Genomic DNA, 20,270 nt, shown 5'->3' on the forward strand with positions numbered 1-20,270 from the left:
TCTCCTTGCAGGTCAGGACGCGACGGCGGCGCCGCGGGGAAGGGATTCGGGACGAGCGGCCGTCGCTGGACGAACGCGATCCATGAACGCACGGGATGCGGCGAGCCGCGGTGAGATGACCTCGACGAGGGCGGTCATCGGATCATCGGATGCCGCCGCGGCGGCGATCTCTGCCGCCCGTGCGTCGGCTTCGGAAGGTCGACCGAGCACCCACTGGATCCACGCCGCGGTCGCCCGAGCAGACGCCTCCGGGCTTCGCCCCGCTTCGATCGAGCGCTCTGACACCGCCGCGAAGCGGAACTGCGCCTTGGTCGTGGCATCTGTCGCGATCTGGCTGAGCCGGTACTCGATGCGGCGGTTGGCGAAGCGCACCACGAGCTGCTCGCGGTAGTCGTCCACTTCGGTGCCCGCGGGCAGACATTGCACGGCTTCGTCCCAGAAGGCGTCGACGAGCGCGCGGCATTCCGGGTGCGCGATCGCCTCGGATACCGTCTGCAGTCCGCGCGTGAGACCGGCGAACGCGAGGATGCTGTGCGCTCCGTTGAGCAGCCACAGCTTGCGGGCCTCCCAAGGTTCGATGTCGTTCACGAATCGGGCGCCCGCGCTCTCCCAGGCCGGCCGGCCGGCCGGAAAGTCTCCGGCCAGCACCCAGTCGGAGAATGGCTCGGTGACGACTTCGCTCCCCGTCGTCTGGGGCGTGATGCGGTCGACCGATGTACTGACGAACGAGACGTTCTCTCGGATCCACGCCGCGAGGTCGCCCGAAATCTGCTCGGCGAACCGCAGAAGTCCTCGCGCGAGGAACGGCCCGTTTCCCGGCACGTTGTCGCAGGGCACGAGCGCGATGGGCCCGGCGCCGGCGCGACGGCGAGCGTCCAGTGCGGCGATCAGCCGGCCGAGCACCGTGTGCGCGCCAAACGTGCCGGTGCGAAGGCCGTGGAGATCCCCGCTCACCTCCGGGTCCTCCATGTCGGGCTTCCCTTCAGCGTCCAGCCCGTAGCCGGCCTCCGTCACCGTCAGGGTGATCACCGCCACCTCGGGGCGCGAGACATAGTCGCACAGGGCGTCGACATCCGAACCATCGTGCGCTGCCACGACACTATCGATGCGCTCCTCCGTGTCGACCTCGGGCCCGCGCACTGTCAGTGTGTACACGCAGTCCTGCGCCGCCAACTCCGCCGCTGCCCGGGGACTGCGGACCGTGAAGGCGGCGATCCCCCAGCTCCCGGCATCCGCTGCCCTGGCGGTGTACCACGCTTGATGCGCACGGAAGAACCGTCCCAGGCCGATGTGCACGATCCGCACGGGGCGCCGTGGGGCTGTGCGGGGCGCAGCAATGGTCGCGTCGGTCACAGCTTGAACACCTCTCGAGGGATGGTCCCCACCAGGTCGCGTGCGATCCGGCGCGCGGTCGTCATCGAGACGCGCCCTTCCGCGACCAGACGGGCCAGGTAGGAGGCGTCCAGACGACGCGCGGTGTCGTGACGTGCGGGGATGGAGAGGAAGGCCCGCGTGTCGTCGATGAACCCGCTCGACCGGTAGAAGCCGGCGGTCTCGGTGACGGCAGAGCGCCAGCGCAGGATCGCGTCGGGCGCGTCGAGGAACCACCACGGCGCGCCGATGTAGACGCTCGGGTAGAAGCCCGCGAGAGGCGCGATCTCCCGGGAGTAGACCGTCTCATCGACGGCGAACAGCACGAAGTGAAACCCCGGCGCGGTGCCGAAGGCATCCAGGAGAGGCCGCAGATTCTCCGTGTACTCGGTCCGCACCGGGATGTCGTGACCGGTGTCGGCCCCGTAGCGCCGGAAGGTCGGCGCGTGGTGGTTGCGGCGCACTCCGGCGTGGACGGTCATCACGAGACCGTCTTCGACGCTCATCCGTGCCATCTGGAACAGCATATGGCCGCGGAAGAGGCGGACGCCGGCAGGGTCGAGCGTGCCGGTCAGGGCCTGCTGGAACAGCCCTTCCGCGGTGGTCGGGGCCAGATCGCTCGTGAAGGGTTCGAGCACGCCGTGGTCCGCCGAGACCGCCCCCCGCGCCAGGAAGTGCGCGCGACGCGCAGCGAGCGCGCCGAGATAACCGGCGAACGAGGTGCTCTCTCCGGTAGCGGCCAGAAGCTTCGTCACGTTCTCGGTGAACGCCGCCGAATCGGGGTCGACGTAGGCGTCTGGACGGAAGGTGGGGAGCACTCGTCCGTGGAATGAGCGGTCCGCGCCGAGAAGGCGGTGCGTTTCCAGGTCGTCGAGTGGGTCGTCGGTGGTGGCGAGAACCTCGATGCGGAACTGCTCGAACAGAGCGCGCGGACGGAACTCCGGCTCGGTGAGCGCGACCGCTACGCGATCGTAGATGCGATCGGCCGAACTCTCGTCGAGCTCTTCGTCCACGCCGAACAGGGACGAAAGCTCGTGCGTCAGCCAGTATCCGCTGGCTGTGCCGGCGAACCGGTGCCAGTTCTCCGCCAATCGTCGCCAGGCACTTCGTGGATCCACCGGCCGGCTTGGATCCAGCCCCAGCTCCCAGAGGTCCACTCCCGCGGAATGGAGGAGACGGGTCACGTAGTGGTCACGAGTGATGAGAAGCTCGGCCGGGTCCTGGAAGGGAGTGTCGTCCGCCAGCAGCCTGGGATCGACATGCCCGTGCGGAGAGATGATCGGCGCACCCGCGACCTCGGAGTAGAGGTCGCGGGCGATGTCGCGCGTGCGTTGATCGGCGGGGAGGAGTGCGTCGGATGACGCGACGCCGGCCCGCTCAGCCGCGGGTGCAGGGTGGGCATCACGCATGGCTCAGACCCCTTCGGAGGCGGTGCGCCACCGATCCCGCAGCAGGAAGGCGGCCGCCTTCGGACGCCGGTCGCGGGTGAAGACGCCCTTCTTGTTGCCGTCCACTCGGATGATGCCCTGCGAGGTCTGGAAGTCGGCGAAGTTCCAGACCTGCTCCCCGATGACGGCGTCGATGCGGTCGAAGACCTCGTGGTAGGTGCGCAGCAGCGCAACCTGGTACTCCTCGCTCCACACCTGTGTTCCGACGGCGTGGAGTCCGGCGAGCGTGTCGGCGCCGTATTCCGTGATGATGATCGGCTTGCCGAACGCCGACTCCCAGCCGCGCAGTTCCGCCTCGAGCTTGAGAGCCGCGGAATCGAGGTCTGCCGTCTCGTTGTACCAGCCGTAGTAGCGGTTCAGGCAGATCACGTCGAACAGGTCGGCTAGGCGGTCATTGTGGAAGGTGCCCCGGTACTCGTTCGCGTAAGTGAGCGGGCGGGAGGGGTCGAGCTCCCGCGCGAGCTCGACGAGCGGCCGGAAGTACTCTCGAGCGCCTTCCTCGACCGACTCCGGCTCGTTGGCGATCGACCACATCACGACGCTCGGGTGGTTCTTGTCGCGGTCTATCAGTTCGCGGATGCCCTCGGCGTGGGCCGCCTGGGTCTTGTCGTTGAACATCGTCGGCGAGAAGGAGAGCTCGCTGACCGCCCCGTGGAATCCGCCGCCGATGCCGAGGTTGAGGCCCACCGCCGCCGTCTCGTCGATCACCACGATCCCGTGGCGGTCGGCGTAGTCGAGGAACTCCTCGGCATACGGGTAGTGCGACGTCCGGAACGAGTTGGCGCCGATCCACTCCATCAGGGAAAAGTCGTGCACCATGACGACGTTGTCGAACCCGCGGCCGCGGAACGCGCTGTCCTCGTGCTTGCCGAAACCGCGGAAGTAGAACGGCTCGCCGTTTATGAGGAACCGTGTACCATCGACGCGGACCGAGCGGATGCCGACCGGCAGCTCGTATACGTCGGCGACGCTTCCGCCCTGGAGCGCTTCCACCCGCAGCTCGTACAGATAGCCGCGGCCGGGTCGCCAGAGTTCGGCATCCGCCACGGTGATCTCTCCCGACGCGCCGTCCGCAGCCGCGACCTCGGTGCCGTCGGCGTCGGAGAGGACGACGCGGACCTCGGCGTCGCCGGAGGTTTCCACGCGGTACTCCACGACACCCGTCGCGCCATCGATGTCGGTCGTCACAGTGACGTCGGTCACCCGGGTCGCGGGAGTCGAGTAGAGGATAACCGAGCGGGCCAGTCCCGCGTAGTTGTAGAAGTCATGGCGGTAGGCCTGCTTGCGGCGGCCCGCCTCGGTCGTCGAGATCGTGCCCGGCGGGATCGTCTCGTTCGTCAGTTCGTTGTTCACGCCGATCGTGATCCGCACCTCCTCGCCCGCCGGGGCGAGGTCGGTCACATCCGCTTCGAACGGCGTGTACCCGCCGACATGCTCGGCAACCTTGGTGTCGTCGACGTAGACGACCCCCTCGTGGGTGGCGGCGTCCACGCGCAGCACGACCCGCTCGCCGGCCCACCCACGGGGGACACGCACCGTCTGCTGGTACCAGACCCAGCCGACGTGGTCGCGGATCGTCTGGTCGGCGAAGACGTCGTTGTAGCTGGCCGGAACCGGAGCCTCCAGGGCGGTCTCGAGGTGACCTGCCCAGGGCTCGGCGATCGCCGCGTCGTCAAGCGCGAAGCGCCAGAGACCGTCCAGGCGGACCAATTCGCGAGTAGGGGTGGAGATGGGCTTGAGCACGGCTTCTCTTTCTCGTTCGGTGGAGATATCAGGCTGCGTCGGGCGCTGCCTTGAGTGCGAGGCGCTGCTCGCGGCGGGCGCGCTGCTCGGCGGCATTCGGCACCGGCGAGGCCAGGAGCAGCTGTTGGGTGTATGGGTGCTGAGGTGTGCGGGTGACCTCGGCCGCCGGACCGTCTTCGACGATCTGGCCTTTGTAGAGCACCGCGACGTCGTGGCTGACGTGGTGAACCACATCCAGGTCGTGCGAGATGAACAGGTAGGCCACCCCGGTGTCCTGCTGAATCTCGAGCAGCAGGTCGAGAACGCGGGCCTGAGTGGTCAGGTCCAGGGCGCTCACCGGCTCGTCGCACACGATCAGCTTGGGGTCGAGTGCGAGCGCCCGGGCGATCGCGATGCGTTGGCGCTGTCCGCCCGAGAATTCGTACGGCTGACGGTCGATCGCGTTCGAAGGGAGGCCGACCCGATCGAGGAGTGTCTCCACGCGCTTCCGCGCCGCGTCGCGGGCGACGCCCTGCACACCGAGGGGTTCGGCCAGGATGTCGCCGACGTCCATCGCGGGATTGAGGGACGTGTACGGATCCTGGAAGATCACCTGCAGGTCGCCGCTGAACTTGCGGCGGTCCCGACGGCTGATGCGGGTGATGTCCTGGCTCTCGAAGGCGATCGCGCCTGAGGCGATGGGCGCGAGGCCCAGGATCGCGCGACCGATCGTCGTCTTGCCCGAGCCCGACTCGCCGACGAGCCCGAGCGTGCGGCCTTCGGCGACGCTCAGCGAAACTCCATGCAGGGCGCGGAGGGGCTTGGCGCGCAGCTTCTTCGGCTTGTACTCCACGACCAGGTCGCGTACCTCCAACAGGTCGCTCATCAGATGTCCTCTCGCAGCATTGTCTCGGCGGCTGACGAGAGCGGCTGCTGCATGTCGGCCTGATCAATCGCCAGCTCGCCGGCATCCTCGTCGTAGCTGGTCTCGCCTCCCGTGGTGGGCCCCGAGAGACCGAGCGGGGTGAGCGGCGTCTTGCCGACGAGCATGCTGGCCATGAGCGACCGGGTGTACGGGTGTGAGGGGTTCTCGAGGATTTCCTCGACCTGCCCGGTCTCAACGATCTCTCCCTGGCGCATGACCGCCACGCGGTCGGCGATGTCGGCGATCACACCGATGTTGTGGGTGACCAGAAGCACCGCGACGCCGAGCTCTTGCTGCATCTTTCGGATCACGTCGAGCACCTCGGCCTGGACCGTCACATCCAGCGCTGTCGTCGGTTCGTCGGCGACGATGAGATCGGGTTCGCATGTCAGAGCACCTGCGATCAGCACGCGCTGCGCCATTCCGCCCGAGATCTCGTGCGCATACCCTTTCATGACTCGCTCGGGATCGGTGATCCCCACCCTCTCGAGCAGGTTCCGCGCGCGTTCGCGGGCCTCCTTCTTCGAGATGCCGAGGAGCTTGACCATGGGACGCGTGAGCTGGTGCCCGATCGTGAAGGCCGGGTCGAGGTTCGACATCGGCTCCTGCGGAATGTAGGCGATGCGTCGCCCACGGATGGCGAGCACGGCCTTCGCGTCGACCTCGCCGTCACGGACGAGCATGGTCTCTTGGAAGCGGATAGAGCCCGACAGGATGCGCGCGTTCTGCGGCAGCAGGCCGAGGATGGAGAACGCTGTCTGCGACTTGCCCGACCCCGACTCGCCGACCAGACCCAGCACCTCACCGGGCCGGATCGTGAGCGATACGTCGCGGACCACGCGGGTGTACTCGCCGTCGGCGTTCGGATAGCCGACGCTCAGCCCCGCGACCTGGAGGATCGCCTCGGCGTCGTCGACCGCGGCCGGCTCGTCTGCAGGGAGAGGGGTCTGTATGGCCGGGCGTCGCGGAGCCTTGATCTCGCGGCGGTCTTCCAGCGCGTCACGGATCGCGTTGCCGAGCAGCACGAGCGTACCGATCGTGATACCGATCGCCAGCGCCGGCCAGAGCATGAGCAGAGGTTGGATGTAGATGTTGCTGAAGCCGTCGCTGAGCATCGCACCCCAGGAGACCTCGGTGGGGTCACCGAGCCCGAGGAACTGCAGTCCGCTCTGCACCGCGATCGCGACTCCGCAGATGAGGGCGGTCTGGATGATCAGCGGTGCGCGAACGACCGAGAGAACGTGCCGCGAGATGATGCGGGCATCGCTCAGACCGACGACTCGGGCCGCGTCCACATATAGCTCATTGCGCACCGACTGCACCGCGGTGCGGGTCAGCCGGAAATAGGCGGGACTGATGAGGATGCCGAATGCGATCATCGCGTACCACGTCGATGGCCCGAGCGCCGCACGCACCGACAGCAGGATGATGATGGCCGGCAGCGCCATGAGCATGTTCGAGAACCAATTCGACGTACTGTCGAACGGTCCGCCGTAGAACCCGGCGATGAGTCCCGCCGGGAGGCCGATCGCGATCGCGACTGCCGCGCACAGGAGAGCCGAGAGCAAGGTCAGTCGAGCGCCGTAGACCAGTCGGGAGAGGACATCGCGGCCGTTGCTGTCGGTGCCGAGCAGATTCTGCCCACCCGGGTCGGCGAGGGTGTTTCCGACGTCGGCGTACGCCGGGTCGAACGGCGCGATCAGCGGCGCGAAGACCGCCGCCAGCACGATGATCGTGAGCATCGAGAGCGAGATGATACCCAGGGGGTTGCGCAGCATCCGGCGGAGGGTGCCGCGACGGGGGCGCTTGGGTACGGACGGGGTCTTGATGACGCTGGTCATGAGAGCCGAACCTTCGGGTTGAGGGCGCCTTGGGCGATATCCACGGCCAGATTCACGATGATCACCAAGATGACCGAGACGATCACCACCCCCATGACGAGCGGGATGTCGCTCAGAACGGTCGCGTTGACGGCGAGGGCGCCGAAGCCGGGGATCGCGAATATCTGCTCGAGGATGACCACGCCGCCGAGGAGTCCGATGAACTGCAGGCTCAGTACGGTGAGACCGGCCGGCGCCGCACTGCGCAGGACGTTCTTCAGAACGATCTCACGCTCACCGAGGCCGCGGCTGCGGAGCGTGCGCACGTAGTCCTTGTCGAGCTCCTTGATCACCGCGCTGCGGATCTGCTGCGCGCTGGATGTCACGTAGTTGACCACGATGGCGATGACGGGGAGTGTCAGGGACACGATCCACGCCTCGGCCCCTGCCCCTGGTCGGATGGTGGCCACCGCGGGGAACCAGCCGAGGTTCACCGCGAAGATCGTGACGAGGAAGATGGCGAGCACGAAGCCGGGAATGGCGTCTCCGACCACGGCGCCGACCTGTATCGCCTGATCCACCCCGCCGCGGCGGACGGCGGCGAGGACTCCGAGGGCGGTGGCGATGAGCGCCACCAGGACGATGGAGACGAACATCAGCACGAGGGTGACAGGCAGGCGACCCTGGATGGTCTCGGTGACGGGCTCGCCGTTGAACCAGGACTGGCCGAGGTCACCCCGCAGCGCTGCGCCGGCCCAGTCGAAGTAGCGAACCAAGAGGGGCTGGTCGAGGCCGAGCTCGGCCTCTTTGAGAGCGATCTGCTCGGGTGTGGCCTGATCGCCGAGGATGTTGCGGGCGATACTCGAGCTCGAGAAGAAGAGCAGGGTGTACGTCAGAATCGAGATGACGATGAGCAGCCCGACCCCTGAGACGAGTCGCCGCAGAGTGAAAGTAAGCATGAGAGATGTCTCCGGGTTGGGAGGCGGGGGCGGCTGACGCGGTGCGCGCGCCGCCCCCACCCCTGTCCGAGTGCGGCCTACTCCGCCGGAGCGAAGTTGTACAGCGCGGGCATGGCCGACTGGATCTGCGCTTCCACCGTGATCGCGTCGGGATTGTAGACGCTGATCTGATCGATGCGATACAGCGGCATGAACCAGGCGTTCTCGGTGACGTACCGGTTGATGTCCTGTGCGGCGGCCTCGCTGTCGTCGCCGCCCTGCTGGACCACGGGTATCAGTTCCTCCAGCTCAGGAGACGTCGTCTGGAACGGGTTGTAGGTGGCCGTCGGCGCGATGATCTGGTTGATCGCGACCCACGCCTCGCCCTGGAACAGGTTGAAGTTGAAGGCTTCGAACTTCTGCTGGACGGCGTCTGCGACGTAGTTGGCCGGAACGGCGGCCACCTGGTTGACGGTGATCCCCACGTCGCTCAGCTGCTGGGCGACCGCGGTGATCTGCGTCGCGAATCCGTCGATCACAGGGAGAGTGATCTCAAGTCCATCCTCATAGCCCGCCTCGCTCAACAGCTCCCGCGCCATCTCAGGGTCGTAAGGGTAATAGTCCTCGAGATCGTCGACGAACGCTCCGCTTTCAGGACCGAACACCTGGCTCGTCGCCGAGCCACGGCCGAGCTGCAACTGCTCGAGGAGAGTCTCACGGTCGATGGCATAGTTCATGGCCTGGCGTACGCGCACGTCGGCGAGCGCCGGGTTGATGACGCCGTCACGATCGAAGAACGTCACACCCGTCCAGTCCACCTGATAGTCGGGAATGATCTCCAGCCCGGCGTCCTCGGCCTGTCCGGCGGTCCTTGCGTCCAGAGTGGTCCAGTCGACCTGCCCCGAGATGATCGCGTTCGCCCGTGCAGAGAGGTCTTCGAGGATGCGCAGTTCGACCGAGTCGAACTTCTGCAGGTCGGGGTTCCAGTAGTCCTCCTTCGCCGTGAAGATCGACTGAGAGTCGCGCACGGAGTTCGCCTTGTCGTACGTGTACGGGCCGGTGCCGACGGGATCGGTCTCAAGGGTCCCCGCCTCGATCGCCGCGGGGCTTGCCATGAGGCCCGCCGCCTGACTGAGGTAGTACTCCATCGCCGGGTCGGGCTGAGCGAGGGTGATCTCGACGGTGTCCTCATCAACCGCGGTCGCGGACTCGAACTGCGTCAGCTGAACCGCCTGGCGACCGTTCCCGGACTTGAAGTGCTCGAGGTTGGCCACCACCGCCTCGGCGTCGAACGGCTCGCCGTCTGAGAATGAGACGTCGGTGCGCAGATCCACCGTGAGTACGGTCCGGTCGTCGTTGTAGCTCCACTCCGTGGCGAGCATGGGGCTGAGCTCCCCGTCCGGCTCACGAAGGATGAGCGTGTCATAGGGGAGCTGGTACGGCACGAGAGCGTGTCCGACATGGGCCTGCGCCGGATCCCACGAGGCGACGTCTCCGAGCTGGCCGATCTTGAGTGTGCCGCCCCGGCCCGCGGCGTCGCCGCTGGCGGATTCCTGGGCGGAAGGGGCGCCGGCGCCGCATCCGGCGAGGAAGAGGGCTCCCACCGCGAGAACCCCGATCTTGCTGCTGATGGACTTCATTGTTCATACCTTCTATACGTCATCGGATTTGGCGAAGGTGTGGTCGCCGTTGCATCCATGAGAACGCCTGTGGCACGACCCGTCAACAAGTTGCCAAGTGTTTCCATGCGTGCATAGCGTTCACGCCGCGTCAATGGGCGAAAAAGTTGGCGCCCCGAGCGAAGCGCGCGCTGGGTTCACCGGGAAATTCGGCGACCATCCCAGGCGCGTCCGGTTAGTCTGGCAATGGATAGAATATTGCCAAGTGTTGTCGAGCAAGGGATGTCAATGGTCAGTGCGAACAGGGTCACAGCTCGGGACGTAGCCGCCCGAGCGGGCGTCGCCGCCTCCACGGTCTCGCGCGCTTTCAGCACGCCGGGCCGGATCAACGAGGCCACGCGCCAGCAGATCATGGACGCGGCGCGGGAACTGGGATACACAGCCATCCCGCGCGCCACGCAGCGACGAGGACTCGTGGCTCTGCTCGTGCCGGACGTGACGAACCCGTTCTACTTCGACATCATCCGTTCGACGCAGGAGCAGCTGCGCGGTGCCGGCTACATGCAGCTGCTCATCGACACCAGCGAGTCCGGACGCACCGAATCCGAGACCCTCGAGCAGTTGGTGAATGTCGTCGATGGCGTCATCCTCTCTGCACCCCGGCTGGACTCGGACGCGTTGCGGACGGCGGCAGCCCGACTGCCGCTCACTGTGATCAACCGCCGGCACGACGACATCCCGAGTGTCTTGATCGACATCCGCATGGGCTTGACGCAGGCCGTCGACCACCTCAAGGCGCTCGGCCACCGCACCGTGGCCTTCGTGTCGGGCCCACCCGAGTCGTGGCAGAATCGCTGGCGCTGGAAGGAGTTCGAGGAGCAGATTCTCCTGCAGGAGATGATGCCGATCCTCGTGGGGCCCCACCCTCCCACTCGCGCGGGCGGGGTCGGAGCTGCGGATGCGCTCCTTTTGACCGAAGCCACCGCCTGCGTCGCGTACAACGATCTCCTGGCGATCGGGATGCTGCAGCGCCTTCGCAGTCGAGGGGTCTCCGTGCCCGGCCAACTCAGTGTCATCGGGTGTGATGACATCTTCGGGGCGGACTTCTGCGATCCACCGCTGACCACCATCGCAGGGGATACGGAGCAGGCGGGACGAGTGGCCGCCACCCGGCTGCTCGCCGCGCTGAACGGCGAGCGCGCCGTCGGAAACGCGACATCGCTGATCCCGACGCACCTGCTGATCCGTGAGTCCACGGGACCCGCACCGGCCCGGGTCTGATCCCCACGCACCTGCTGATCCGTGAGTCCACGGGACCCGGACCAGCCCGGGTCTGAGCCCGGCCTCCTGTCCCGCCCGGTGCGTCTGACCTGCCGACCTTCCCTGACCTGTCGATCGGCGCCGGCCGAACTCGTCATGTCCGTGAGGACGCCGCCGGTGCGTCCCGGATCGGAGTGGGCATGTCGACCATCACTGTCTTCGAGAGCGTCAGCCTCGACGGCGTCATGCAGGCGCCGGGTCGCGCCGACGAGGACACGAGGAACGGATTCGCCCACGGCGGCTGGAGCAACGGCTACCAGGACGATATCTCCATGGGCTTTGCGGCGGAAGGCATGACCCAGGACGGTGCGCTCCTCTTCGGCAGGCGGACGTACGAGGATCTGCTGGGCTTCTGGTCGGCGGCATCCTTCGAGAACCCGTTCAGCGACGTCCTCACCCGGAAGACGAAGTATGTCGTGTCGAGGGATGCCTCGACGAAGCCGGTGTATCCGAACAGCCACCTGCTGGCGGGCGATGCTCCGGCGACGGTCAAACGACTCCGCGACGGCGTCGACCTCGATCTGACGATCCTGGGCAGTGGGGAGCTGGTCCGGAGCCTGCACGCGGCCGGCCTCATCGACCGGTACATCCTGCTGATCCACCCGATCGTCCTCGGTTCGGGCACCAGCCTGTTCGGACCGGCGGATCGCGTCGATCTCGACCTGGAGCGGGCGCTCCCGACGACGACGGGCGTCGTGATCGCGTCGTACCGCGTGCGCGGCTGACGGGCTGGACGAGCGGGCAGGACGCCGGAAGGATCGACCCATGCGCTACACGCTGCTGCTGCACTACCCGGAGGAGACCGCGGAGTCCCTCGGCCCGGAGGCCATTGAGGCGGGCATGGAGGCGTTCGCCGCCTACGCCTCAGCGCTGCACGGCGCCGGCGTGCTGATCGCCGCGGAAGTCCTTCAGCCATCGGAGAGCACCACGACCCTGACGATGGCCGACGGAGTGCTGAGGATTCAGGACGGCCCCTTCGCCGACACCAAGGAGCAGCTGGGTGGGACGTTCGTGATCGACGTGCCGAACCTCGACGAGGCGATCTCCTGGGCCGCGAAGGCGCCGCCGGTGCGGTGGGGCGCCGTGGAGATTCGACCGGGAGCCACGTACACGAGCGACGGCGTGTGGGTGCCGAACGGATGACGGCCGCCGAGGCCAACGCGGAGCCGAACGCGGCAGCGGACGCGGCGGACGCGGCGGCACACGCGGCGGCCGAGCGCGCCGCGCGCGCCTCGTACGGCCGGCTCGTCGCCCTGCTGGCCGCCGCTGACGGCGACATCGCCCACGCCGAGGATGCCCTCGGCGACGCGTTCGCACAGGCGCTCGACCGCTGGGCGCGGCAGGGCGTGCCCGACAACCCGGAGGGATGGCTGCTGACCGTGGCCCGCAACAGGCAGCGCGACTCGTGGAAGTCGGCCGCAATGCGCACGAGGGCGGTGTGGGATGCCGCGACGGAGCACGCGGCGGGATCGACCAACCCGCTCGATGAAGTGCAACCCGATGCGATCGGCGACCGGCGCCTGGAACTGCTGTTCGTCTGCGCGCATCCAGCGATCGACCCGTCGGTGCGCACACCGCTCATGCTGCAGACGGTGCTCGGCTTCGACGCGACCCAGATCGGGCGGGTGTTCGCCGTCCCGCCGGCGACGATGGCGCAACGGCTCGTCCGCGCGAAGCGGCGCATCCGCGACGCCCGCATCCCTTTCGTCGTCCCCGAGCCGGCTCTTCGTCGCGAACGGCTCCCTGCCGTGTTCGAGGCGGTCTACGGATGCTTTGCGGCCAGCTGGGACGATGCGGACGGCATCTCGCACCGCGCTCCCGAGTCGATGCCAGGCGAAGCGCTGTACCTGGCGACCACGCTCGCCTCTCTGCTGGGGGACGACGCCGAGGCGTGGTCGCTCGCGGCGCTGATCGCGCTCTCGCTATCCCGGGCCGCCGCCCGCCGCGGCCCCTTCATCCCGCTCGACGAGCAGGACACGCGGGCCTGGGACCGTGGCCTGATCGCGGAAGGCGAGCGCTCCCTTCGCCGGGCGGCCGCCGTCACGTCCGGGCCACCCGGACGGCTGCAGCTCGAAGCAGCCATGCAGGCGGTGCACGCCGCCCGCGCGCGTACGGGGGCGACGGACTGGGCGGCGCTCGAGACCCTGTCCAGGGCTCTGGTGACCGTCGCGCCGACGCTCGGCGCACGCGTCGCGCACGCCGCGATCGTGGGAAGGACTCTCGGCCCGGAGGCCGGCCTCGCCGAACTCGCTCGCATCGAGCTGCCGGCATCCGTCTTCCAGCCGTACCTCGCCACCCGGGCCGATCTGCTGGCGCGCGCGGGCGACGCCGACGCGTCCGCCGCCTATGCCGCGGCCGCCGCCGCCTCGCACGGCCGCGTCGCCGACTATCTCCGTGCGAGGTCCGAGGCCTTTCGGGGAGGCAGCGTCTCGTGAGCTACCTCGCTCCTGCGCCGCGGTCAACCCGCTACCGCGGACAGCGGCACGCCGCGAACCTCGAAGAGGGCGGGTTCCCGCCCCGCACAAGCGCCGAGGGCGGGATCGCCCGTCCCGCACGAAGGAGGACAACATGAGCACCGCGAACCCGGCTCCCGGCGGTCCGGGAGAGATCCCTCCCGGGCCGGATCAGATTCCCACCCCCGGCGGGAACCCGTCGGGGCCCACCGTGCCCGAACGGGCGCACGCTCCTAGCTCGGAATCCAGTCCGACCATGCCTGCCCCGGACGAGCCCCTCAGCCCTGTGCCGGACGAGCCGGCCACCCCGCACCCAGACGAGCCGCTCGCGCCCAGTCCGGACGAGCCGACGTTCCCGACGCCATCGGAGCCGACCCCCGGCGCACCGGAGGCGTGAAGCGCGCCACCCCCGCGACGACCCGCGTCGTCCGGCAATCGGCCTACCCGGTCACCCTTTCCAGGAGCTTCGGCCGAACCGCTCCCACCGGTCCACGATCCGCGGAGTCCGGTCCTGGTCGTCGGTGGGCTCCACGACCGCCCGGCCGTTGATGAACACCTGCTCGACCTCCGACTCGATGGCCAGCGGGTCTCCTGACCACACCACGATGTCGGCATCCCGGCCCTCCGCCAGGGCGCCGACGCGCGAGTCCAGCCGGAGGATCGATGCGGGGTTGACCGTCAGCGCCTCGACCGCCGTCTTCGCGGGCAGCCCCTCCCGGACGGCCAGGATCGCCTGCAGGCGAAGCTGCTCGATGGGCACGACCGGGTGATCGGTCGTGATCGCGACCTTCACGCCCGCCGCCGCGATGAGAGCGAGGTTGCCGATCGCCCGGTCACGCAGCTCCACCTTGGAGCGCGAGGTGAGCATGGGGCCGAAGATGACCGGGATGCCCTTCTCTGCCAGCACATCGGCGATCTTGTGGCCCTCGGTGCCGTGGTTGACCACCAGTGTGTAGCCAAACTCCTGGGCGATGCGGATGGCGGTGGCGATGTCGTCGTGGCGGTGGCAGTGCTGGTCCCAGACGAGGTCGCCGTCCAGGACGGCGGCCAGGGTCTCGTCGGTGAGGTCGCGCTCGAACGGCTCTCCCTTGGTGACCGAGGCGGCGCGCTTCTCGGCGTAGTTGCGCGCGCTCACGAACGCCTCTCGCAGCACCGCGGCGACGCCGAGGCGGGTGGATGGCGTCTGCTTCTTGTCGCCGTACACGCGCTTCGGGTTCTCGCCGAGCGCGGACTTGACCGAGACATCGAGCGAGAGCACCTGCTCGTCGACGGTGCGTCCGCCCCAGGTCTTGATGGCGACGGTCCGGCCGCCGATGGGGTTGCCGGACCCCGGCTTGATGACCGCGGTCGTGACTCCTCCCCGAAGGGCGTCGCGGAAGCCGACCTCTTCGATGTCGATGCCGTCCAGCGCGCGGAATCGCGCGCCGTTCGGATCCGTCATCTCGTTGGTGTCGTTGCCCGACCACCCTTCGCCGTCCTCGTGCACACCGAGGTGGCCGTGCGCCTCGACGAAGCCGGGCAGCACCCAGCTGCCCGAGACCTCGACGATCCGGGCGCCGTCCGGAATCGGGGTGTCCGGTCCGCCGACGGCCGAGATGACTCCGTCCGCGACGACCACGGTTCCGTTCTCTATCGGATCGCCGCTCACGGGAACGACGTAGCCACCGGTGATCGCCAGGAAGTCAGTCATCCATCCACCCTAGGGCGACGTCGTGGACCGGTCGCGGCGCAGCTGTCTCCGCCTCGGCAGGCCGTTCGCGAACGTCCTGTCCTCACGCGAGTCCCGTTGTCCCCGGGGTCTTCCTGCGGCACAGTGGCCTCATGACGGAGAACGGCACTGAGGAGGCGAACAGCGGCGGGGAGTGGACGGTCGCGCGTCACCTCGCCGGCCAGCCCGATTTCGCCGTCGACCTGTTCCGGCGGTTCATCGCCATCGTGGAGGGCATCGGGCCTTTCACGTATGCGGTCAGCAAGACGACGGTCACGCTCAAGGGCTCGCGTCGCGGCTTCGCCGGTGCGAGACCCGACCGATCCGGGCTGCGGGGCTATCTCGACCTGCAGCGCGACGTCCGCGATCCGCGGATCACCTCCGTCTCTCCGTACACCGAGCGGCTGTTCGTCCATCGCTTCCGGGTGACGGCGGCCGACCAGCTCGATGCACAGTTCGCCGAATGGGTCGGCGAGGCATATGCCGTCGGGGCGGGCGCTCACCTGCGGTGACACGCCTCTCGTCGCGGCAGGCGTCTTTCAGACCGGAAGTTGCTGCGGCAGTGAGGCAACTCGATCACGAAGATCGAGGAGGCCCAGAACCATCCTGGCGAACGCGATGCTCACTGGCTGCCCGCTTCGCTGCTCGATGAACAGGAACTGACCCTGTGGATTGCATTCCAGGAAGTACACCCGGCCATCCCGCGCCTGTACGAGGTCGAGAACGCAGTAATAGAGCCCGGACGCTTCGCGAAAATCTAGGCACAGCCTCGCCAACGCCGAAGGAAGCTCGACCAGCACGGCACCGCGTCCCGCACCCGGACGCCAGTCCAACGCGTCGGATTCGATGCGGAACGCCATGATCTCATCGAGGAAGACATTCACGCGATAGTGGCACTCGGCGTCGATACGCTGTTGCACGAGCAGGGGAGCCGCCGCCAATGCATCGTCGTCAGCCAACATGGTCGGGGTCACGGCCAGCGTGAGCAGGCTCCGGTGATGCGTGCCACGCAGCTTCTTCACGATGGCGTGACCGCCCATGCTCTCGACCGCAGATCGGATGTCGGCGGGGCTGTTGCTGCAGACGGTGTCGGGGATATCGAACCCGAGCACCGGTGCAATGTGCAGCTGCCAGAGTTTCGATTCCGCGCGGCGCTCGGCCAGGATCGGATTGACGACCACCTGATCCTCACCCGCCCCCAGGCAGAAGCCTTCGATGGCCGCCTGGGATTCGGAGTTCGCGTAGGCGCTCGCCTCCCCTCCGTCGCTCGGCGCGCCGCGTTGAGGCATCCGGAGTCGTCTCGCCCAAATGAGGTCGTAGTCATCTGCGCTGAGGCGCGCCGTGCCGACGGGCAGTGCTCCGCCGGTCGAGAAGAGGGTGATGCCTTTCCCTCCGGCGATGTCGTCGACGGCGACGATGTCGACCTCGACCCCGGTGTGGTCGCGGAGGAGCTTGGCGACCACGGCGGTATGGAGGTCATTGCGGTGGCTGAGGAACAGACACCGCACGGCCACGCCCTGCAGCGCGATCAGTCGACGTCGCAGTCGTTTCCGCTATCAGTGCATGTGCCGCCGGATGAGAGGATGTCCTCCGCTCCGAGCCGGACACCACTCCACTTGGATATGCGCTCTTCCCAAGAGGCGAGGTCTTCCTTGGCATCAACTTCCAGCAGGCGATTGACCTGCGGCTGATAGAAGATCACGGTGGGAAGTGCGGGAACCTTCACGTCTGCTGACCCGCGATCGTACGACATTATGACCTCCAGCTATCGGTCGAGAGTCCCCCTCGGTCGAAACCTAGCTGATACGCCGCCTTCGCGCTAGTGGTCGACTCCAGCCTTCGCCAGGCACTCCCGGCACCTCACGCGATGCGCGTGATTTCATCGTCCGGCGCGGCGTCAGGCGGGAACGCCCCGCCAGCGGTCCGCGCTCGTCAGCGGCACGAGCGGCGGGACCGCCGGGACGCTCTGCACCTGCACGCGCTGCCCGCCGGCGTTCGCCGACTCCGTGAGCCCGACCATGATCTCGAGCACATGCAGACCGATGGAGCCGCTCGCTCTCCCGTCGCCGTTCGCCGACTCCAGCATGTCGAGCAGCCCGATCCCCCGGCCGGAGTCGGCGTAGCCCGCCGAGGCCGGGACGGTCCGCCACTCCGAGCCGTTGCGCGCGAACACCCGCACATCGCCGTGGAAGTGGTTGGGATCGGGCGCCGCCAGGGTGCCGCCGGTGCCGTGCACCTCGATCGGCGCGGCGAGGGTCGCGGAGCCGTCGAAGCTGGTCGTGATCGTGCTCAGCGCTCCACCGTGGTGCTCGAGGATGCCGGCGATGTGGGTGTCGATCTCGACCCGGATCCGCTCCCCCGCCCGCGGCCCGGATTCGATGAGTCGTTCCTCCAGGGGCCGGACCGACGCCCCGATCACCGATCGGACGGGTCCGAGCAGGTGCACGAGCGAGGAGACGTAATACGGGCCCATGTCGAAGAGCGGTCCGCCCCCGGCGCGGTAGTAGAAGTCTGGCTGCGGGTGCCACCGTTCGTGCCCGGCCGTGATCATCACAGCCGACGCGGCGGTCGGCGTGCCGATGGATCCGTCCTCGAGGGCGGCGCGCGCGGTCTGGATGCCGGTCCCGAGCACGGTGTCGGGGGCGGTGCCCAGCGAGACGCCGGCGGCGGCCGCGGCATCCACGATCGCCCTCCCCTCCTCGAGCGTGACCGCAAGCGGCTTCTCGCCATACACGTGCTTGCCGTGCGCGATGGCGGCGAGCGCGACCTCGGCATGCGCCGCCGGGATCGTGAGGTTCAGGACGGTGGTCACCTCGTCGTCGGCGAGCAGCTCGGCGACGGTCACGGCTCGCGCGCTCGGCAGCGCCGCGGCGACCGCCTCGGCACGCGCGGCATCCAGGTCGGCGACCGCCGCAACGGTGATCGAGGGAATGCCGTTCAGGGTCTCGAGGTAGGCCGCCGAGATGTTGCCCAGTCCGATGATCCCTACTTTGTGCGGGCCGCCCACAGCATTCCCCTCTCGATGATCGTGCGTACGTTGGTGTCGTCGAGCACCGACGGCTCGTGCCCGGGGGTCGCGACGACGATACGGCCGGCTCCCCAGCCCCGCGTCCAGACCGCCGGCACGGTGATGGGCCGGTGCCACGGCCGGGTCTCGTCGGTGGGAATGGTGGTGGTGGCGAGCACGTCGTTGAGGTCGTCGCTGAGAACCCAGTACTGCTCGGTGGTCAGTTCGAAGTCGTCGAGCCCGGCGGTGATCGGGTGCTCGCGCCCGGCATCCGTCATCTCCACCCGATAGGTCGGGTGCGCGTACTCGCCTTCCGGTGAGCCCAGCACGCTGGGGTGGGCGGCGAACTGGCCGCCGACGAGCTGGAGGTAGTCGGCGGAGGCGCGGAACGAGTCCGCGATGCCGCCGTGCCAGCCGACGAACCCGGTGCCGGCCGCGATGGCACGCTGCAGACCGGCGACGGCCTCGCCGCTCGCCTGCGACATCGTCACGCACTGGACGACCAGATCGACGCCGCCCATCTGCACTTCGTCGGCATAGATCTCCGGCGAGTCCTCGATGCGCAGGGTGAATCCGCTCTTCTCGAGGAATGGGACAAACCGTTCGGTCGCCGCGACCGGGTGGTGTTGGTCCCAGCCTCCTCGAACGATCAGGGCCGTGCGTTGTGTCATGTACTTCCTCCGGAATGACTGGACTGACGGGACGCCCTGACGAGGCTCGCAGATATCGGGCCGAGCCGCCACTTATTGCGCAATGGTGGTCTCATGCGAACTTCTGGCGCGAGCCGCGGTCGGCGATCGCTGCCTGACGGGGTGCCGGCTGCCTGGCGATGCCTGGCGCAAGACCGCAGACTAGCCCCATGAGCGCGGACCGCCGTCGATGGGTGCTGCACGTCGACCTCGACCAGTTCATCGCCGCGGTCGAGGTGCTGCGACGGCCGGAGCTCGCCGGCAAGCCGGTGATCGTCGGCGGCCGGGGGGATCCCACCGAGCGCGCGGTCGTGTCGACGGCGTCGTACGAGGCGCGCGAGTTCGGCGTCGGCTCCGGGATGCCGCTGCGCATCGCAGCGCGCAAGGTCCCGGATGCCGTGATCCTGCCCGTCGATGCCGAGGCCTACACCGTGGCGTCCGAGCAGGTCATGTCGGCGCTGAGGGCGCAGCCGGGCGCCACCGTGCAGGTGCTCGGCTGGGACGAGGCCTTTCTCGGCATCGAGACCGACGAGCCCGAGGCGTATGCCCGTTCCGTGCAGGCGGCGGTGCTGGAGCGCACCGCGCTGCACTGCAGCGTCGGCATCGGCGACACCCTGGTGCGGGCGAAGGTGGCGACCGGGTTCGGTAAGCCGCGCGGAGTCTTCCGGCTGACCGCGGAGAACTGGCTGGACGTGATGGGCGCACGCCCCACGATCGACCTGTGGGGAGTCGGCTCCAAGATCTCCAAGCGCCTGGCCGGTCTCGGCATCCGCACCGTGGCAGAGTTGGCGGCCGTCGAGGACGAAGACCTCGTGGCCGAGTTCGGTCCGCGGATGGGACCCTGGTACGCGCAGCTCGGACGTGGCGAGGGTGCGACGGTGGTGGATGACACCCCGTGGGTGGCCCGGGGGCACAGCCGGGAGACGACCTACCAGCAGAACCTCGTGGAGCGGGTTGCTGTCGAGGCGGCCGCCCTCGAGCTGCTCGCGCAGGTGCTCGAGGACGTGGCGGCGGACGGTCGGCCGGTCGTCGGGCTGGGGCTCAAGGTGCGCTACGCGCCGTTCATCACCAAGACCTTCACCAAGAAGATCGCCTCGACGTTCGACCGGGAGACTGTGCTCGCGAAGACGATGGAGCTGGTCGAGAAGATCGAGGACCGACCGATCCGGCTGCTCGGCGTGCGGGCCGAGATGGCGATGCCCGACGACGCCCGGCAGGGGCACACGCCGACCCGCGGCGGGTGGTGACGC

General features: G+C 68.3%; 19 protein-coding genes. 7 read left to right on the forward strand and 12 right to left on the reverse strand.

The annotated features are described in order from the left end of the window. Window positions 1-12 precede the first annotated feature (12 nt). The 7 genes from ACPW96_RS03480 to ACPW96_RS03510 all read right to left on the reverse strand — a co-directional run bounded on the left by ACPW96_RS03480 (window position 13) and on the right by ACPW96_RS03510 (window position 9,864). Window positions 13-1,353, reverse strand: coding sequence for a mannitol dehydrogenase family protein (locus ACPW96_RS03480; RefSeq protein WP_425882025.1), 1,341 nt, complete (start codon window positions 1,351-1,353; stop codon window positions 13-15). After that, on the reverse strand, window positions 1,350-2,780 hold the full coding sequence (uxaC, locus tag ACPW96_RS03485; RefSeq protein ID WP_425882026.1) for a glucuronate isomerase: 1,431 nt from the start codon (window positions 2,778-2,780) through the stop codon (window positions 1,350-1,352). Before uxaC ends, ACPW96_RS03480 begins: the two co-directional genes overlap by 4 nt. Before the next feature lie 3 nt (window positions 2,781-2,783). Further along, on the reverse strand, window positions 2,784-4,562 hold the full coding sequence (uidA, locus tag ACPW96_RS03490) for a beta-glucuronidase (RefSeq protein ID WP_425819096.1): 1,779 nt from the start codon (window positions 4,560-4,562) through the stop codon (window positions 2,784-2,786). Window positions 4,563-4,590: 28 nt separating this feature from the next. Continuing rightward, complete coding sequence (locus ACPW96_RS03495; RefSeq protein ID WP_425882027.1) at window positions 4,591-5,427, reverse strand: ATP-binding cassette domain-containing protein; 837 nt, start codon at window positions 5,425-5,427, stop codon at window positions 4,591-4,593. After that, window positions 5,427-7,307, reverse strand: a complete 1,881-nt coding sequence (locus ACPW96_RS03500) for a dipeptide/oligopeptide/nickel ABC transporter permease/ATP-binding protein (RefSeq protein WP_425882028.1) — start codon at window positions 7,305-7,307, stop codon at window positions 5,427-5,429. The genes ACPW96_RS03495 and ACPW96_RS03500 overlap by 1 nt, the downstream gene beginning before the upstream one ends. Beyond that, window positions 7,304-8,245, reverse strand: a complete 942-nt coding sequence (locus ACPW96_RS03505) for an ABC transporter permease (protein WP_425819090.1) — start codon at window positions 8,243-8,245, stop codon at window positions 7,304-7,306. Before ACPW96_RS03505 ends, ACPW96_RS03500 begins: the two co-directional genes overlap by 4 nt. Before the next feature lie 77 nt (window positions 8,246-8,322). After that, complete coding sequence (locus ACPW96_RS03510; RefSeq protein WP_425882029.1) at window positions 8,323-9,864, reverse strand: ABC transporter substrate-binding protein; 1,542 nt, start codon at window positions 9,862-9,864, stop codon at window positions 8,323-8,325. Window positions 9,865-10,131: 267 nt separating this feature from the next. Between ACPW96_RS03510 and ACPW96_RS03515 the strand changes: the two genes are divergently transcribed. From ACPW96_RS03515 to ACPW96_RS03535, 5 genes are all read left to right on the forward strand, one after another. Beyond that, window positions 10,132-11,124 (forward strand): LacI family DNA-binding transcriptional regulator, encoded by a 993-nt coding sequence (locus tag ACPW96_RS03515; RefSeq protein WP_425819086.1) that lies wholly within the window; start codon window positions 10,132-10,134, stop codon window positions 11,122-11,124. A gap of 179 nt (window positions 11,125-11,303) precedes the next feature. Continuing rightward, the gene (locus tag ACPW96_RS03520) at window positions 11,304-11,888 is read left to right on the forward strand and encodes a dihydrofolate reductase family protein (protein ID WP_425882030.1); all 585 of its coding nucleotides are present in this window, start codon (window positions 11,304-11,306) and stop codon (window positions 11,886-11,888) included. 40 nt (window positions 11,889-11,928) lie between these two features. After that, window positions 11,929-12,306, forward strand: coding sequence for a YciI family protein (locus tag ACPW96_RS03525; protein ID WP_425819082.1), 378 nt, complete (start codon window positions 11,929-11,931; stop codon window positions 12,304-12,306). Then, window positions 12,288-13,598 (forward strand): RNA polymerase sigma factor, encoded by a 1,311-nt coding sequence (locus ACPW96_RS03530; protein WP_425882031.1) that lies wholly within the window; start codon window positions 12,288-12,290, stop codon window positions 13,596-13,598. Before ACPW96_RS03525 ends, ACPW96_RS03530 begins: the two co-directional genes overlap by 19 nt. Window positions 13,599-13,731: 133 nt before the next feature. Next, window positions 13,732-14,013 carry a hypothetical protein gene (locus tag ACPW96_RS03535; protein WP_425882032.1) on the forward strand — a complete coding sequence of 94 codons (282 nt, stop codon included), beginning with the start codon at window positions 13,732-13,734 and terminating at the stop codon, window positions 14,011-14,013. Between the two features lie 51 nt (window positions 14,014-14,064). On the opposite strand, the gene ACPW96_RS03540 is transcribed toward ACPW96_RS03535, so the two are convergent. Then, window positions 14,065-15,306, reverse strand: coding sequence for an amidohydrolase (locus tag ACPW96_RS03540; RefSeq protein WP_425819076.1), 1,242 nt, complete (start codon window positions 15,304-15,306; stop codon window positions 14,065-14,067). Between the two features lie 131 nt (window positions 15,307-15,437). Here ACPW96_RS03540 and ACPW96_RS03545 point away from each other — a divergent pair, with 131 nt between their 5' ends. Continuing rightward, window positions 15,438-15,836: a DUF5655 domain-containing protein gene (locus ACPW96_RS03545; protein WP_425819074.1), complete on the forward strand. Its 399-nt coding sequence runs from the start codon at window positions 15,438-15,440 to the stop codon at window positions 15,834-15,836. 27 nt (window positions 15,837-15,863) lie between these two features. On the opposite strand, the gene ACPW96_RS03550 is transcribed toward ACPW96_RS03545, so the two are convergent. The 4 genes from ACPW96_RS03550 to ACPW96_RS03565 all read right to left on the reverse strand — a co-directional run bounded on the left by ACPW96_RS03550 (window position 15,864) and on the right by ACPW96_RS03565 (window position 19,002). Beyond that, entirely contained in the window at window positions 15,864-16,613 is a 750-nt protein-coding gene (locus ACPW96_RS03550; RefSeq protein ID WP_425882033.1) for a hypothetical protein, read from the reverse strand. 239 nt (window positions 16,614-16,852) lie between these two features. Continuing rightward, window positions 16,853-17,050 (reverse strand): hypothetical protein, encoded by a 198-nt coding sequence (locus tag ACPW96_RS03555; protein ID WP_425819070.1) that lies wholly within the window; start codon window positions 17,048-17,050, stop codon window positions 16,853-16,855. A 171-nt stretch (window positions 17,051-17,221) separates the two neighbouring features. Beyond that, window positions 17,222-18,331: a Gfo/Idh/MocA family protein gene (locus ACPW96_RS03560; RefSeq protein WP_425819068.1), complete on the reverse strand. Its 1,110-nt coding sequence runs from the start codon at window positions 18,329-18,331 to the stop codon at window positions 17,222-17,224. Next, a complete protein-coding gene (locus ACPW96_RS03565; protein WP_425882034.1) occupies window positions 18,310-19,002 on the reverse strand; it encodes a ThuA domain-containing protein in 693 nt (230 codons plus the stop codon). The genes ACPW96_RS03560 and ACPW96_RS03565 overlap by 22 nt, the downstream gene beginning before the upstream one ends. A gap of 188 nt (window positions 19,003-19,190) precedes the next feature. Here ACPW96_RS03565 and ACPW96_RS03570 point away from each other — a divergent pair, with 188 nt between their 5' ends. After that, window positions 19,191-20,267, forward strand: a complete 1,077-nt coding sequence (locus ACPW96_RS03570; RefSeq protein ID WP_425882035.1) for a DNA polymerase IV — start codon at window positions 19,191-19,193, stop codon at window positions 20,265-20,267. Window positions 20,268-20,270: the final 3 nt, after the last annotated feature.

It is taken from the genome of Micromonospora sp. DT81.3 (assembly GCF_049847225.1).
In the GTDB taxonomy this organism is placed as follows: domain Bacteria; phylum Actinomycetota; class Actinomycetes; order Actinomycetales; family Microbacteriaceae; genus Microbacterium.

Coding starts and splice junctions, on each gene's coding strand:
- ACPW96_RS03540 (WP_425819076.1), bottom strand. CDS start 15,306: ATGACTGACTTCCTGGCGATCACCGGTGGCTACGTCGTTCCCGTGAGC.
- ACPW96_RS03565 (WP_425882034.1), bottom strand. CDS start 19,002: ATGACACAACGCACGGCCCTGATCGTTCGAGGAGGCTGGGACCAACAC.
- ACPW96_RS03505 (WP_425819090.1), bottom strand. CDS start 8,245: ATGCTTACTTTCACTCTGCGGCGACTCGTCTCAGGGGTCGGGCTGCTC.
- ACPW96_RS03535 (WP_425882032.1), top strand. CDS start 13,732: ATGAGCACCGCGAACCCGGCTCCCGGCGGTCCGGGAGAGATCCCTCCC.
- ACPW96_RS03545 (WP_425819074.1), top strand. CDS start 15,438: ATGACGGAGAACGGCACTGAGGAGGCGAACAGCGGCGGGGAGTGGACG.
- ACPW96_RS03510 (WP_425882029.1), bottom strand. CDS start 9,864: ATGAAGTCCATCAGCAGCAAGATCGGGGTTCTCGCGGTGGGAGCCCTC.
- ACPW96_RS03515 (WP_425819086.1), top strand. CDS start 10,132: ATGGTCAGTGCGAACAGGGTCACAGCTCGGGACGTAGCCGCCCGAGCG.
- ACPW96_RS03520 (WP_425882030.1), top strand. CDS start 11,304: ATGTCGACCATCACTGTCTTCGAGAGCGTCAGCCTCGACGGCGTCATG.
- ACPW96_RS03525 (WP_425819082.1), top strand. CDS start 11,929: ATGCGCTACACGCTGCTGCTGCACTACCCGGAGGAGACCGCGGAGTCC.
- ACPW96_RS03495 (WP_425882027.1), bottom strand. CDS start 5,427: ATGAGCGACCTGTTGGAGGTACGCGACCTGGTCGTGGAGTACAAGCCG.
- ACPW96_RS03500 (WP_425882028.1), bottom strand. CDS start 7,307: ATGACCAGCGTCATCAAGACCCCGTCCGTACCCAAGCGCCCCCGTCGC.
- uxaC (WP_425882026.1), bottom strand. CDS start 2,780: ATGCGTGATGCCCACCCTGCACCCGCGGCTGAGCGGGCCGGCGTCGCG.
- ACPW96_RS03570 (WP_425882035.1), top strand. CDS start 19,191: ATGAGCGCGGACCGCCGTCGATGGGTGCTGCACGTCGACCTCGACCAG.
- ACPW96_RS03550 (WP_425882033.1), bottom strand. CDS start 16,613: ATGCCTCAACGCGGCGCGCCGAGCGACGGAGGGGAGGCGAGCGCCTAC.